The sequence below is a fragment of the Marinihelvus fidelis genome, assembly GCF_008725655.1.
Taxonomy (GTDB): Bacteria; Pseudomonadota; Gammaproteobacteria; order Xanthomonadales; family SZUA-36; genus Marinihelvus; species Marinihelvus fidelis.
The window spans coordinates 51,811-64,668 of sequence record NZ_VYXP01000002.1 but is presented as its reverse complement, the minus strand read 5'-3'; the positions used below and the strand labels follow the sequence as shown (position 1 = coordinate 64,668).

Annotated in this window: 11 protein-coding genes and 1 tRNA gene; 6 read left to right on the top strand and 6 right to left on the bottom strand. The window is 64.3% G+C overall.

Going from position 1 to position 12,858, the window contains the following annotated elements:
• Positions 1-239 precede the first annotated feature (239 nt).
• On the top strand, positions 240-1,055 hold the full coding sequence (locus F3N42_RS01665) for a GH12 family glycosyl hydrolase domain-containing protein (RefSeq protein ID WP_150862656.1): 816 nt from the start codon (positions 240-242) through the stop codon (positions 1,053-1,055).
• 116 nt (positions 1,056-1,171) lie between these two features.
• Positions 1,172-1,465, top strand: a complete 294-nt coding sequence (locus tag F3N42_RS01660; RefSeq protein ID WP_191621170.1) for a hypothetical protein — start codon at positions 1,172-1,174, stop codon at positions 1,463-1,465.
• A 106-nt stretch (positions 1,466-1,571) separates the two neighbouring features.
• Here F3N42_RS01660 and F3N42_RS01655 read toward each other — a convergent pair whose 3' ends face one another.
• The 3 genes from F3N42_RS01655 to queF form a co-directional block, all read right to left on the bottom strand.
• On the bottom strand, positions 1,572-1,796 hold the full coding sequence (locus tag F3N42_RS01655; RefSeq protein ID WP_150862654.1) for a hypothetical protein: 225 nt from the start codon (positions 1,794-1,796) through the stop codon (positions 1,572-1,574).
• Positions 1,797-1,955: 159 nt separating this feature from the next.
• Positions 1,956-2,405 (bottom strand): hypothetical protein, encoded by a 450-nt coding sequence (locus F3N42_RS01650; RefSeq protein WP_150862653.1) that lies wholly within the window; start codon positions 2,403-2,405, stop codon positions 1,956-1,958.
• Positions 2,406-2,509: 104 nt separating this feature from the next.
• The gene (gene queF, locus F3N42_RS01645; RefSeq protein ID WP_150862652.1) at positions 2,510-2,899 is read right to left on the bottom strand and encodes a preQ(1) synthase; all 390 of its coding nucleotides are present in this window, start codon (positions 2,897-2,899) and stop codon (positions 2,510-2,512) included.
• A 77-nt stretch (positions 2,900-2,976) separates the two neighbouring features.
• On the opposite strand from queF, the gene smc reads away from it, so the two are divergent.
• The 3 genes from smc to ligA are packed head-to-tail and all read left to right on the top strand — an operon-like array spanning position 2,977 to position 9,230.
• Positions 2,977-6,465, top strand: a complete 3,489-nt coding sequence (gene smc / locus F3N42_RS01640; RefSeq protein WP_150862651.1) for a chromosome segregation protein SMC — start codon at positions 2,977-2,979, stop codon at positions 6,463-6,465.
• Positions 6,466-6,486: 21 nt separating this feature from the next.
• Positions 6,487-7,215, top strand: coding sequence for a cell division protein ZipA (gene zipA, locus F3N42_RS01635; protein WP_150862650.1), 729 nt, complete (start codon positions 6,487-6,489; stop codon positions 7,213-7,215).
• Complete coding sequence (gene ligA, locus F3N42_RS01630) at positions 7,212-9,230, top strand: NAD-dependent DNA ligase LigA (protein WP_150862649.1); 2,019 nt, start codon at positions 7,212-7,214, stop codon at positions 9,228-9,230. Before zipA ends, ligA begins: the two co-directional genes overlap by 4 nt.
• A 6-nt stretch (positions 9,231-9,236) precedes the next feature.
• Here ligA and F3N42_RS01625 read toward each other — a convergent pair whose 3' ends face one another.
• Positions 9,237-10,172, bottom strand: a complete 936-nt coding sequence (locus tag F3N42_RS01625; protein WP_150862648.1) for a hypothetical protein — start codon at positions 10,170-10,172, stop codon at positions 9,237-9,239.
• 60 nt (positions 10,173-10,232) lie between these two features.
• Here F3N42_RS01625 and F3N42_RS01620 point away from each other — a divergent pair, with 60 nt between their 5' ends.
• A complete protein-coding gene (locus tag F3N42_RS01620) occupies positions 10,233-12,062 on the top strand; it encodes an SLC13 family permease (RefSeq protein WP_150862647.1) in 1,830 nt (609 codons plus the stop codon).
• Between the two features lie 40 nt (positions 12,063-12,102).
• Here F3N42_RS01620 and F3N42_RS01615 read toward each other — a convergent pair.
• Positions 12,103-12,179, bottom strand: a tRNA-Asn gene (locus F3N42_RS01615).
• Between the two features lie 46 nt (positions 12,180-12,225).
• Positions 12,226-12,792 (bottom strand): GspH/FimT family pseudopilin, encoded by a 567-nt coding sequence (locus F3N42_RS01610; RefSeq protein ID WP_150863134.1) that lies wholly within the window; start codon positions 12,790-12,792, stop codon positions 12,226-12,228.
• Positions 12,793-12,858: the final 66 nt, after the last annotated feature.

The window sequence follows — 12,858 nt, the reverse complement described above, 5'->3', positions numbered from 1 at the left end:
TCCCTTCTGTCGAGCCTGGCCAAAGAACCGGTCACAGACCTTACACAGATCACTGAAACGCACTCCGGAAGGGTTGCGTCTCATCTGGGCCAGGGTTTCAGCAATCGATGCCATATATGATATCAATATTGATACTGTTTTCAATGCTCGTACAATGTATTGAACAGTACGCCTTTGGTTGCGCCCGTTTTGAGAGAGGGTTCTGACAAGGTTTGTAGGCATCCCCCTATACTGGGCGCATGAATAGCTCTTCTTACATGATTTTGCTGTTCGCACTGTTCACCGCGACTGGCGGAAATGCGTTCGCACAGGACGCCAAGACGCAACATTGCGGACATTTCGAGACCCTGGCCAGTCCGCACGGCATTTACGTCAACAACCTGTGGAACGCCCACGCCGTCGGCGACCGGCCATGGCAACAGTGCGTCGAGAAGGAGCGCACAGGAGTAGAAGTCCACTATGGCTGGAACTGGTCCTGGCCGGCGGACAGCACGGTGGTCGTGTCTTATCCGCAAGTGCGCGTTGGCGTCTCCCCGTGGGACCCAAAGGAGACGTTTGATGACCGATTTCCCGCCGCGCTCGACACGCTTCAGGCCCTGAACATCGCGCACACCTTGGACATCCAGGCCGAAGGCGATTTCAACGTAGCGACCTCGATGTGGCTCACCAACACGGACACCTTCAACACCGAGCCGAAACCCGAGTCCATCGTCGTCGAAGTCATGATCTGGACAAGCCAGAACGGCCGTCACATGCGTCCCGCCGGCAGGATAGCCGGCAACCTGGAACACGCTGGCGCGCGCTGGGAAGTCTGGGTCGACAGGGACTGGAAAGACATGTCCGGCATGCACGAGAACCGCTGGGTCTACCTGGCATTTCGCCGCACCGAATCCACACTGGCGGCCCATTTCGATGCCGCCGTCCTGCTCAACTACGCCATCGAAAACGAGCTGCTTCCCAACGGTATCTACGTCGCCGACGTCGAACTCGGCACAGAAATCACCAATGGCCAGGGCCGCCTGCGGGTCGAGTCGTTTTCGGTGGATGTGCGGTAGGTGAAGATTTTTTGGCGTGAGGGTTGTCTTCTTTCGGCCAGAAGCGGACCTTTGATATTTTTTGCGTATCTATCGATTTATCGCACATCAGCCGACTAAATGTAGAGAGGCCGCTAATGCACCCATACACGATGCTCAAAACTATGCTTGTGGAATTGGGCGCTGAGCTGACGTCTGAAGACTTGCGTCCGGACGTGTTCGGTAGCGCCGTCGCCACTTACAATAATCACAGCCACCCTATTCGCATCGTTTGGGACGGAAAAGATGGCTGGGGATTTGTACAGCAGTACCGCTCCGGTAACTGGACTAATGCCACTGATTTCCTGACGGAGGGAGACCTAGAGGGGGTGCCGCAAAATCATGCCAAGATTGAGCAGTTCAGACAGGCCGTTGCCACACTTCTGCGGTGAACAGCCCAACAATCCAGCTTAATTGCAGCCCAGGGGCTGCTCAAACGTCCGCTGTTGGCCGATAGCGACCATTTGAAAACGGGCGGTTTCCGGCCCTAACTGACCGTTAGGAGTTTGGCTTAACAATCTGGTCTATCAACATCTGCAATGAATCTGGGTTTTGATGTTTACCAAACCAGATTCGATAGCCTTCTTGACTGTCCACTACGTCCCTGGGCGGCGATACAAAGAAATCGATACCAAACCGTTCTGTGAGTTGATCTTCAAGGAAGTCGTAGTCATCGAAGTCTCCGAGCTGCACGTAAGGGCCATGCATTTCATCGGTTTCCACGACAACATTGCTTCCAGTGGCAGAGTCCAACATGCTCAAGCGCTCAAGAACCGAATTTGACGATTATGGTGAGAAAACATTCTTCTTAGGCCAGCCAATTTCAGACGTCCGCTTCTGGCCGAAAGCAGAAATATGAATCGACAACTCTAGCCGTCAACTCTAGATTTCGTGAAGCCTGATGCCGGTCTTCGCGTCGCCAGTTTCTTTGGCAGTCGCTTCGCGGGAAACTGACCAGCTCGGCGCCTGTTTTTCAGAAAGTTTTGCGACAGGTGACGCTGCCTTAAGAAGCGTGTACAGGCTGTGCGGAGTTGGAACGCCCGTCAGTGAAACAGTACAACTGCCCGATAAGGCCGTGCCGCTCGCTAACGCATTTACCGTTGGGCCCCAAACCAGCTTGCATGCCGCCTCGGCGTCGGTGATCGTTTCGAATCGATAGGCGATACTGATCCGTAACATGGCATCAGAATCGGAAATTTCGTTTGCCATCATCTCCTGCGAAAGCGCCGCGAGATCGCTCCGGTGATCGAACTTGGCAAACCTGAGTACCAAGGTTTCCGCGGAGGCAAGCCCCGTGAACAAAAATGTCGTCAATAGGATAAGAATGCGCATAAGGTCAGTATAGACACCATTCTCGACACGGCAAATCTTATGCCCATCGCGCCCTTCGCATCATCCGCGAAATTCTGTTCCCCAAACGACGAGTCACCCGCCCGCTAGGGCAGGTCAACCCGCGCCGGGGCCTCCCATCCCGCGGCCCGATGCTCCGCCACCACGGTGGTATCAATTCCGCCGCGAGTGTAGAACTCGGCGGTCAGGCGCATGAAGCGGGGCTGGCAGGCGTTGGCCAGGTGTTCGAGGATCTCGTTGGTGACGGCTTCGTGGAAGGCGCCTTCGTTGCGGAAGCTCCACATGTACATTTTCAGCGCTTTGAGTTCCACGCAGAGCTTGTCGGGGACGTACTCGATGGTCAGGGTCGCGAAGTCGGGCTGGCCGGTTTTGGGGCACAGGCACGTGAACTCCGGGATGTGAATTCGGATGGTATAATCTCGAGCAGGCTGGGGGTTCTCAAAAAGCTCGAGTTCCTTGCTGGGCTGGGTCGTCATTTCAACCACTCCGGACAATAAGTGAAAAAATCTTCAAGGGCGGGAACTGTACGGTTCCCGGGCAACGGATTCAATTCATGCGATTGACCGCCGTCAAGATGGCGGGCTTCAAATCGTTCGTCGATTCCACCATTTTCAAGGCGCCGACCAACCTGACGGGCGTGGTCGGGCCCAATGGCTGTGGCAAGTCCAACATCATCGACGCGGTGCGTTGGGTGATGGGCGAGGGCTCGGCCAAGGTGCTGCGCGGCGAGTCGATGACCGACGTGATCTTCGCCGGGTCGTCCTCGCGCAAGCCGGTGGGCACCGCCACGGTCGAACTGATTTTTGACAACGCCGACGGCAAGGCGGGTGGCGAGTACGCGGAATACAGCGAGATCGCCATCAAGCGCCAGGTGTCCCGCGATGGCGTTTCCACCTATTTCCTGAACGGCACGCGCTGCCGTCGCAAGGACGTCCGTGACCTGTTCCTGGGCACCGGCGCCGGCACCACCGGTTACTCCATCATCGTCCAGGGCATGATTTCCGAGATCGTCGGCTCGCGGCCCGAGGACATTCGCGGCCACCTGGAAGAGGCGGCCGGCATTTCCAAGTACAAGGAGCGCCGCCGCGAGACCGAGCGCCGCATCGGCCATACCCGTGACAACCTGGAGCGCCTGACTGACCTGCGCGAAGAGGTCGACAAGCACCTGTCGCGGCTGCAGCGCCAGGCGCGCGCGGCCGAGCGCTACAAGGAACTGAAGGCCGAGCAGCGTGAGCTGGAGCTGCGCCTGCTGGCGCTGCAGTGGCGCGAGGAGCATGCCCGGGCCGAGGCCGGCAAGGCGGCACTGGCGCAGCGTGAGACGGCGCTGGAAGAACAGAAGTCGAAGCAGCGTGCCGCCGAGGCCGAGCAGGAGAAGCTGCACCAGGCCCAGGCCGAGGCCGGCGAGGCGCTGAACGAGGTGCAGGGCGAGCTCTACGAGGTGGGCGGCGAGATCGCGCGGCTGGAACAGATGATCGCCCACAACCGCGAGTTGCAGGAGCGCCAGCGCAAGGAGTTCGACGAGGTCGAGCAGTCGATGAAGGACCTGGAGCAGCACATGTTGCTGGACAAGGCCCAGGTGTCCGAGCTGACGCGCCGGCTGGCCGAGCAGGAGCCGCGGCTGGCCGAGGCCGAGAAAGAAGAGAGCGAGGCCGATGCGGCGCTGACCGCGACGGAGGCCGAGGTGGGCGAGTGGCAGGATCGCTTCGAGGCCCATCACCGTGAATTCAACGAGCTGAACCGCAAGGCCGACAGCCTGCGTGCGAACGTGGAGGTGCGCGACCAGCGCATGGCCTCGGCGTCCACGCGGATCGAGTCGCTGGCGGGGCAGACGGCCGAGGCCGATACCGCCGCCATCGACGGCGAAATCGCCCAACTGGAAGCGGCCGTCGAGGCGGCAACAAAGGCCGAGGCCGAGCGCCAGGCCGAACTGGATACCGCGCGCCAGGCCCAGTCGGCCGATCGCGAGACCCGGCAGGCCCGGGAGAGCGAAGAGAACACGCTGCAGCGTGAGCTGATGGCGGCCCAGGGCCGGCTGGAAGCGCTGAAGGCGCTGCAGGCCGCCAGCGAAGGCAGCAAGGAGAGCCGCGAATGGCTGCAGCGTCACGCGCTGGACCAGGCGCCCAGGCTGCTGCACCGGATCAAGGCTAAGTCGGGTTGGGAAGTCGCGCTGGAAACCGTGCTGGGCCATTGGCTGGAGGCGCGGGTCACCGACGGCTCACAGGCGGCTGGCCTGGCCGAGCTGGAAAATGCCGCCTTGACCCTGGTCGACGGCGAGACCGGCAAGGTCAAGGCCGTACCGGGTAGCCTGGCCGAGAAGGCCAAGTCCCCCGACGCGGTCACGCGCATCCTGAACACCGTCTACGCGGCCGACTCGCTGGATGACGCCCTGGCGCAGGTCAGTGGCGGGGATGATGGTCGTTCCGCGGTCACGCCGCAGGGCGAGTGGGTGGGTCCCGGCTGGGCGCGCGTGGCGCGCGGCGCCACCGGGCAGGCCGGTATGCTGGCGCGTGAGAAAGAGATCAGCGAGCTGCAGGCGAAGATCGACGAGCTGGCCAAGCGCTGCGAGGCGTTGGGTGATGAAGCCGCGAAACTGCGCCAGGGCCTGCGCGAACGAGAGCAGGCCATCGGTGCGCTGCAGGGCAAGGCCAACGAGGCCCACCGTGAGCGGACCCAGGCGGAGAGCCGGCTGTCCGGCGCCCGCCAGCGCCGAGCCGACCTGGAACGGGCAGGGCAGCGCATCGCCGAGGAAACGGAAAAGCTGAAGGCGCAGCTCGCGACCGATGACGCCGAGGTGCGCGAGGCGCGCAAGGCGCTTAGCGAGGTTGTCGACGCCATGGCCACGGCCGAGAGTGGTCGCTCTGAGCTGGACGAGCGCCGCAAGTCGTTACTAGAGCAGCGCGACGCGGCGCGACAACGGGCCAATAACGCCCGCCGTAATCGCCACGACCTGGCGCTGAGCACCAGCTCCAGCCGCGCCAGCCTGGATTCGCTGAACCAGTCACTGGAGCGCATGGACAACCAGGTGGGCCAGCTGCAGCAGCGCTACGTCACGCTCAGCGAGTCGACCGCGAAGGCGAAAGACCCGGAGCAGGAGTTCCGTGCCGAGATGGAGCAGTTGCTGGCGCGGCGCGCCGAGGTCGACAAGCGCCTGGGCGCGGCCCGCGAGCACCTGCAGGCGCTGGAAGAGGATTACCGCGAGCGCGACGGCGAGCGTCAGCGCGCCGTGCAGCAGCACGAGGAACTGCGCAGCGAACTGGAACGGGCCCGTCTGCAGCAGCAGGAAATCGAGCTCAGCGCGCGCAGCTACGAGCGCCAGGTGGCCCAGCTCGAGGCCGATGTCGCCGAGCTGGCCGAGGGCCTGCCGGACGATGCCGACCTGGGCCACTGGCAGCAGGAGCTCGAGCGCCTGGCCGAGCGCATCACCCGCCTGGAGCCGGTCAACCTGGCCGCCATTGGCGAGTTCGATGAAGAGCAGAAGCGCAAGCAGTACCTGGACAGCCAGCACGAGGACCTGACCGAGGCGCTGACCACGCTGGAAAACGCCATCGCGCGCATCGACCGCAAGACCCGCACGCGCTTCAAGGACACCTTCGAAGCTGTTAACGCCGGCATGAAGGAGCTGTTCCCGCGCCTGTTCGGCGGCGGTCACGGTTACCTGGAACTGACCGGCGATGACCTGCTGACCACGGGCGTGGCGCTGATGGCGCGGCCGCCGGGCAAGCGCGTGGCCAATATCACGCTGCTGTCAGGCGGTGAAAAAGCACTGACGGCGGTGGCCTTCATCTTTGCCATTTTCCGCCTGAACCCGGCGCCGTTCTGCCTGCTTGACGAGGTGGATGCGCCGCTGGATGATGCCAACGTCGGGCGCTTCTGCGACATCGTTCGCGAAATGTCGGAACACGTGCAGTTCATTTTTGTCACTCATAACAAGATCACCATGGAGCTGGCCAACCAGTTGTCGGGTGTGACCATGCGCGAGCCCGGTGTGTCGCGGCTGGTCCAGGTCGACATCGACGAAGCGGCCCGCATGGCTGAAGCCTGACCTGACCCGGGGCCTGAACGAATGGAAACGTCTACCCTACGCTGGATTCTTGTCATCGCCGGTATCGCGCTGTTGGCCGGGCTGTTCGTGTTCGGCAACCCGAACCGCGCGCGCAAGTCGAAGCCGCCGCGTTCGCGACGCCGTTCCAACCGGCGCAAGGCGAAGTCTTCTGTCGTCGAGCGGCAAGAGCCCATGCTGGATGATGTGCCGCCGTCGCGGTTCGAGGACGACCCGTCATTCGAGCCGCGCGTTGATGATGTGCAGCCAGAGCTGGACATCAGCGAGCCCGAGGTCGACGACACGCCGTCCGAGCCGCCCATGCCGGCGCCGGACAAGGTGGTGGTGCTGTACCTGCAGGCCCGCGACAACCGGCGCATCGCCGGCGATGAACTGCTGGCCGCCACGCTGAAGTCGGGCCTGGAATTTGGCGACATGGATATTTTTCACCGCCTGCAGAAAGACGACCGCCGGCCGGTATTCAGCCTGGCCAACCTGACCTCGCCGGGCACTTTTGACCCGGACGCGTGGAACACCTTCGAGACCCATGGCGTGACGTTGTTCATGGGGCTGCCCGGCCCGATGGGTTCGCTGGATGCCTGGGACGCGATGCTGGCCACCGCGCGGCGCCTGGCCGATCTGCTGCACCTGGACCTGCTGAGCCAGGAGCGCGAGCCGTTTACGCGCAAGCACGAGGGCGAAGTGCGCGAAGACCTGCGCGCCTTCGAGCGCAGCCGCCAGCCGGACCAATGAGCCGCGATGCGGCCGCCGCGCGCGTCACCGAGCTGCGCGCGGAGATCGACGCCCACAACTACCGTTACTACGTGCTCGACGATCCCTCGGTGCCGGACGCCGAGTACGATCGCCTGATGCGCGAGCTCGAGGCCCTGGAGGCCGAGTACCCCGCGTTGCAATCGCCGGACTCGCCAACACAGCGCGTGGGCGCGGCGCCCGAGTCCGGTTTCGAGGAAGTGACCCACGACACGCCGATGCTGTCGCTGGCCAACGCCTTCAGCGAGGAGGAGGTCAGGGATTTCGATCGCCGTGTTCGCGAGGGGCTGGAAGTCGACGCGGTGCGCTACGTGGCCGAGCCCAAACTGGACGGCGTGGCCATCGCGCTGAGCTATCGCGACGGCGCCCTGGTGCGGGCGGCGACGCGTGGTGACGGCACCCGCGGCGAGGACGTGACCGCCAATGTCCGCACTATCCGTGCGATCCCGCTGAAGCTGCGCGGGGAGGGCTGGCCGGCCGTACTCGATGTCCGCGGCGAAATCTACATGCCACTGGCCGGTTTCGAGGCGTTCAACAAACGTGCGCTGGAATCCGGGGCCAAGGCCCTGGTCAACCCCCGCAATGCTGCCGCCGGCAGCCTGCGCCAGCTCGACCCCGCGATGACTGCGGAGCGGCCGCTGGCGTTCTACGCCTATTCCGTGGCCGGCCGCGCCGGTTTGCCCGGCTGCCACGGCGACGCCTTGGAGCGGCTGCGTGAATGGGGTTTTCCGGTCAACCCGGAAATGCGCCGCGTGGATGGCGTCGACGGCCTGCTGACCTACCATGCCGACATGCTGGAGCGCCGCCCGCAGCTGGCCTACGACATCGACGGCGTGGTCTACAAGGTCGATGACTTTGACCAGCAGGATACCCTGGGCTTCGTCAGCCGGGCGCCGCGCTGGGCCCTGGCGCACAAGTTCCCGGCCCAGGAAGAAATCACCCGCCTGCTGGAGATCGACGTGCAGGTGGGCCGTACCGGCGCGATCACGCCGGTGGCGCGGCTGGAGCCGGTGTTCGTGGGTGGCGTGACCGTCACCAACGCCACCCTGCACAACGAGGACGAGATCCGGCGCAAGGATGCCCGCCCCGGCGACTGGGTGGTGGTCCGGCGCGCCGGCGATGTGATCCCCGAGGTCGCCCGGGTACTGGTCGAACGACGCGAATCTGAGCTGCCCGAGTTCGTCATGCCCACCGAGTGCCCGGTCTGTGGTTCCGCGGTGGAACGCCAGGAAGGCGAAGCCGTGGCGCGCTGTACCGGCGGCCTGGTGTGCCGGGCCCAGTTGCGCCAGGCCATCCAGCATTTCGCTTCGCGCCGGGCGATGGATATCGAAGGCCTGGGCGAGAAACTGATCGCGCAACTGGTCGACGGTGGCCTGGTGGAAACCGTGGCAGACCTGTACCGCTTTGACGCCGAACAACTGGCCGGCCTGGAGCGCATGGGCGAGAAGTCGGCGCAGAACCTGGTCACGCAGTTCAACCGCAGCAAGACCCCGGAGCTCGGGCGGCTGCTGTTCGCGCTGGGCATTCGCGAGGTGGGCGAGGTGACGGCCACGCAGCTCGCCCGCCATTTCGGCAGCCTGGACGCGCTGCGCGCCGCCGATGTCGAGGCGCTGGAGACCGTGTCGGATGTCGGCCCGGTGGTGGCCGCGCACGTGCGGGCGTTTTTCGACGAGCCGCACAACCTGAAGGTCATCGATGAACTGCTGGCTGCAGGTGTTGAATGGCAGGCGCCGGAACAGCCGGCCGGTGAACAGCCGCTGGCGGGTCAGACCTGGGTGCTGACCGGCACGCTGGGCATGCCACGCATGAAGGCGAAGGGCTGGCTGGAGTCGCTGGGCGCGAAGGTGTCCGGCAGCGTGTCCGGCAAGACCGATGTCGTGCTGGCCGGGGAGGCGGCGGGTTCCAAGCTGGCCAAGGCCGAGAAGCAGGGCGTGGAGGTGATCGACGAGGCCCGTTTTCTTGAGCTGATGGCCAAGTACGGCGTCGTCGACGCCTGAACGCGCTTACTCAGCGCCGATACGAAACTCCCAGACCGGCGGGTGCTCACCCTCGGTGCCAATCCAGAGTTGTCCGCTGTCCGACCCAAAGCCGACCACCTCGTCATGGGCGCCCGGCGGGCCGATGATTTCCACCGGCTCGGTGCCCAGGCCCTGCAGCCAGTCCATGTCCGGCCCGCGTTCGAACAGGTACAGGCTGCGATAGGTCAGCACCGCCGCACGGCGGCCGTCGGCCGAGATGTCCATGCCCGTGGGCTGGGAAACCCAGGGCGTTCGCTTGCCAAACTCGCGTTTGTCGGCGGCCGTGGGCGCGCGGAAGCGATCGATCTCCCCCAGGAACTCCAGCTCCGCTTCCTTTTCCGTGAGCAGCGTGTTGGCGTCGATCGCGTACAGGCGTGGCGGCAGGTCGCGCTTGCTCAGCACCAGCAAACGCTGCCCGACCGGGTCCCAGCTGATTGATTCGGTGTCACGCGGCCCATCCGGGTAGCTCAGTGATATCCAGTGAAAGGCCTCTCGGGTGCCACTGAAGCGGCCATCTTCATCGGGTTTCGGTTCCTCGACCAGGTACAGCCAGGTGCGCTCGCGCGCGGCATGGTTATCGCCGACATCGGCCAGCACCAGCAGGTCGCGGCGGGCGCCGGGTACCAGGGCGATGTCCTCCCAGTCCACGTTTACCGCGTCGTGAATGTCGAAGTACCCCAGGTCACTGCCATCGGCGCCCAACGCGAACACGCGCGCCGGCCCGTCGTCGTTATGCACCCACAGCACGCCGGGGTTCCGAAGGCTGGCCTGCAGGCCGCTGATCTCATCGAGTTCCGGGTTCTGTACCGGGCCGCTCTCGCGGAAACGGATATCCGGATTGGTATCGGAATCAACGCGTTCGCAGCCGCTGGCAGCGGCGAGAACAAGCAGGCAGAGGGTCAGGCTGAAGGCAGTTTTCATGCGCGCATTCTGACAGAATAGCGGGGTCCCGCAAGCGCTATCCCGGAGCGAGCCACGACGATGAACTTTCCCGCGATGCCCAATGACCACGCCCTGGCGGTGCTGCTGCTCACCGGCCTGGCGCTGTTCCTGTTCACCCGCGAGAAGATCCCGTTGGAGTCGTCGTCGCTGTTCGTGCTGGTGGCGCTGGCCATCGGCTTCGAGCTGTTCCCGTTCGAGACCGACACCCGCGTCATCCACGCGCACGAATTCTTCTACGGCTTTGGCCACGAGGCGCTGGTGGCCGTCTGCGCGCTGATGATCGTGGGCCAGGCGCTGGTGCGCACGGGCGCGCTGGAGCCCGTGGCCCGGCGGCTGGGCCGGTTCTGGAAATGGAGCCCGGCATTGGCGCTGCTGCTGACATTGTTGATTGGCGGCGCCCTGAGTGCCTTCGTCAACAACACGCCCATCGTGGTGCTGATGCTGCCCATGCTGATCGGCGCGGCCGCGCGCAGTAACGTGTCGACTTCGGGCATCCTGTTGCCGATGGGTTTCGCCACGCTGGTGGGCGGCATGGCCACCACGATTGGTACATCAACGAACCTGCTGGTGGTGTCCGTGGCCGCCGACATGGGCATGGAAAAATTCGGCATGTTCGACTTCGCTGGACCGGCGCTCATTGGCGCTGTCGCCGCGGTGATCTACCTGTGGCTGATCGCGCCACGGATGATCCCGGAACGGCATCCGCCGCTACAGGACACCTCGTCGCGGGTGTTCCAGGCCGAGCTGGTACTGGACGAGGACAACGCACTGGTCGGCCGCAGCGTCGCCGACGTGGTGGCCAAGGCCGGCGAGGACTTTCGCATCGAACGGATCCTGCGCAAGGGCCTGCATATCGCGCCGCTGCCCGATGTCAGCGTCATGGCCGGCGACCGCCTGCAGGTGCAGGACACGGTGGCCAGGCTGCGCGAATACACGGCGCTGCTGGGCGCCGAGGTGGTCACGGCCGGCGGCCGCGATGTCGACGAACTGGCCAGCGGGGATGCCCAACTTGCCGAGGTGGTGGTGACCGCCGGCTCACCGCTGCATGGCATGCTGATCCGCGATATCCGTTTCAAGGAACGTTTTGGCCTGGACCTGCTCGCGCTGCACCGTTCCGGCACCGAGGTGTCGTTCAAGACACCCGGCCTGGAGAATCGTCGCCTGCAGGCCAGCGACGTGCTGTTGGTGCAGGGCAGGGCGCGCCGGATCTCGCTGCTCAAGCGCGGCGGCGAGCTGCTGGTCCTGGACGCCACGTCCGACCTGCCGCACACCCGCAAGGCGCCGGTCGCGCTGTTCACGATCATCGCCGTGGTCGGCCTGGCCGCCGCCGGCATCATGCCGATTGCGTACAGTGCGTTGCTCGGCTGCCTGTTCCTGGTCACCACACGCTGCCTGGAATGGAAGGACGTGACCCGTGCGCTGTCCGCGCAGGTCATCCTGATCATCGTCGCCTCGCTCGCACTGGGCTCCGCGCTGATGAAAACTGGCGGCGCCGACTACCTGGCCCAGGTCTTCCTGTTCGCCAGCCAGGGCCTGTCGGCCCCGTGGGTGCTGTCGATGCTGATGTTGATGATGGCCATCCTCACCAACATCGTCTCCAACAACGCCGCCGCCGTCATCGGAACCCCCATCGCGATTGGTATCGCCTCCGAGCTGGGCATGCCACTGGAGCCGTTCGTGCTCGCCGTGTTGTTCGGCGCCAACCTCAGCTTCGTCACGCCGATGGCCTACAAGACCAACCTGCTCGTCATGAACGCCGGCGGCTATACGTTTGGCGACTTCGTGAAGGTAGGGACGCCGCTGACTATCCTGCTGTGGATCGTGCTGAGCGTGGTGTTGGCGTTTTCGTACGGGCTGATCGGCATATAAAAAAGGCCCCGCGAACAGATTCGCGAGGCCTTTTTCGATCTGGCTCCCCGGGAGGGATTTGAACCCCCGACCTAGTGATTAACAGTCACCCGCTCTAACCAGCTGAGCTACCGGGGAAGGGAAGCGCGGTATTGTCCAGATTTGGATGGGGTGAGTCAACCAATTAATTGCAGTTAATGGCCGTTGGCGCGCTCGATGTCATGCGGCGCAGGCGGCCGGTGTTGGACAGGGCCAGGGCGCGAGCGTCGGGGTTGCCGCGGGTGTCGCAGAAGCGGATCGTCGCATTGCTTCCGGGCGCGGTGCCGGTGGGCAGGAAGCGTAACCTGCGGCGGGCGGCGGCACTCTCGATGACCAAGTGGTCGAAGGGCGTGACCTGCCGGCCGATGGGCTCAGACGCCTGGCGCTCCCGGTCGCCGTTCTGGTCGTCGAAGACGATCCAGCCGCCATGCCATTCCGGCAACGAGGCGCACTCCGTGGCCGTTGGCGCGCTGCGAGGGCAGGCGACCACGTTGATTCCGGTGAACACGGCGCGAGAGCGGGCATAGGCCAGGTCGGCATGCAGCGCATTGACCGCCGCGCGCATCCGCAGGTCCATCAGGTAGTCTCGCAGTGCCGGAACGCCAGCCCCCAGCAGGATCGCCGCAACCCCCATCACAACCACGAGCTCCAGCAAACTGAACCCGCCAGCCCCAGGCTTGGTCAGCACACAACCATGACGGTTCGCACCCATACCCCATGCTGCACCGGAAAGAATCACGCGTCATCAGCACAATACCCCGTCACCCTGTAGGAACCT

What these genes read in the sequence shown, in the direction of transcription:
- F3N42_RS01665 (WP_150862656.1), top strand. Translation starts at nt 240, where the DNA reads ATGAATAGCTCTTCTTACATGATTTTGCTGTTCGCACTGTTCACCGCG.
- F3N42_RS01660 (WP_191621170.1), top strand. Translation starts at nt 1,172, where the DNA reads ATGCACCCATACACGATGCTCAAAACTATGCTTGTGGAATTGGGCGCT.
- F3N42_RS01650 (WP_150862653.1), bottom strand. Translation starts at nt 2,405, where the DNA reads ATGCGCATTCTTATCCTATTGACGACATTTTTGTTCACGGGGCTTGCC.
- queF (WP_150862652.1), bottom strand. Translation starts at nt 2,899, where the DNA reads ATGACGACCCAGCCCAGCAAGGAACTCGAGCTTTTTGAGAACCCCCAG.
- smc (WP_150862651.1), top strand. Translation starts at nt 2,977, where the DNA reads ATGCGATTGACCGCCGTCAAGATGGCGGGCTTCAAATCGTTCGTCGAT.
- zipA (WP_150862650.1), top strand. Translation starts at nt 6,487, where the DNA reads ATGGAAACGTCTACCCTACGCTGGATTCTTGTCATCGCCGGTATCGCG.
- ligA (WP_150862649.1), top strand. Translation starts at nt 7,212, where the DNA reads ATGAGCCGCGATGCGGCCGCCGCGCGCGTCACCGAGCTGCGCGCGGAG.
- F3N42_RS01625 (WP_150862648.1), bottom strand. Translation starts at nt 10,172, where the DNA reads ATGAAAACTGCCTTCAGCCTGACCCTCTGCCTGCTTGTTCTCGCCGCT.
- F3N42_RS01620 (WP_150862647.1), top strand. Translation starts at nt 10,233, where the DNA reads ATGAACTTTCCCGCGATGCCCAATGACCACGCCCTGGCGGTGCTGCTG.
- F3N42_RS01610 (WP_150863134.1), bottom strand. Translation starts at nt 12,792, where the DNA reads ATGGGTGCGAACCGTCATGGTTGTGTGCTGACCAAGCCTGGGGCTGGC.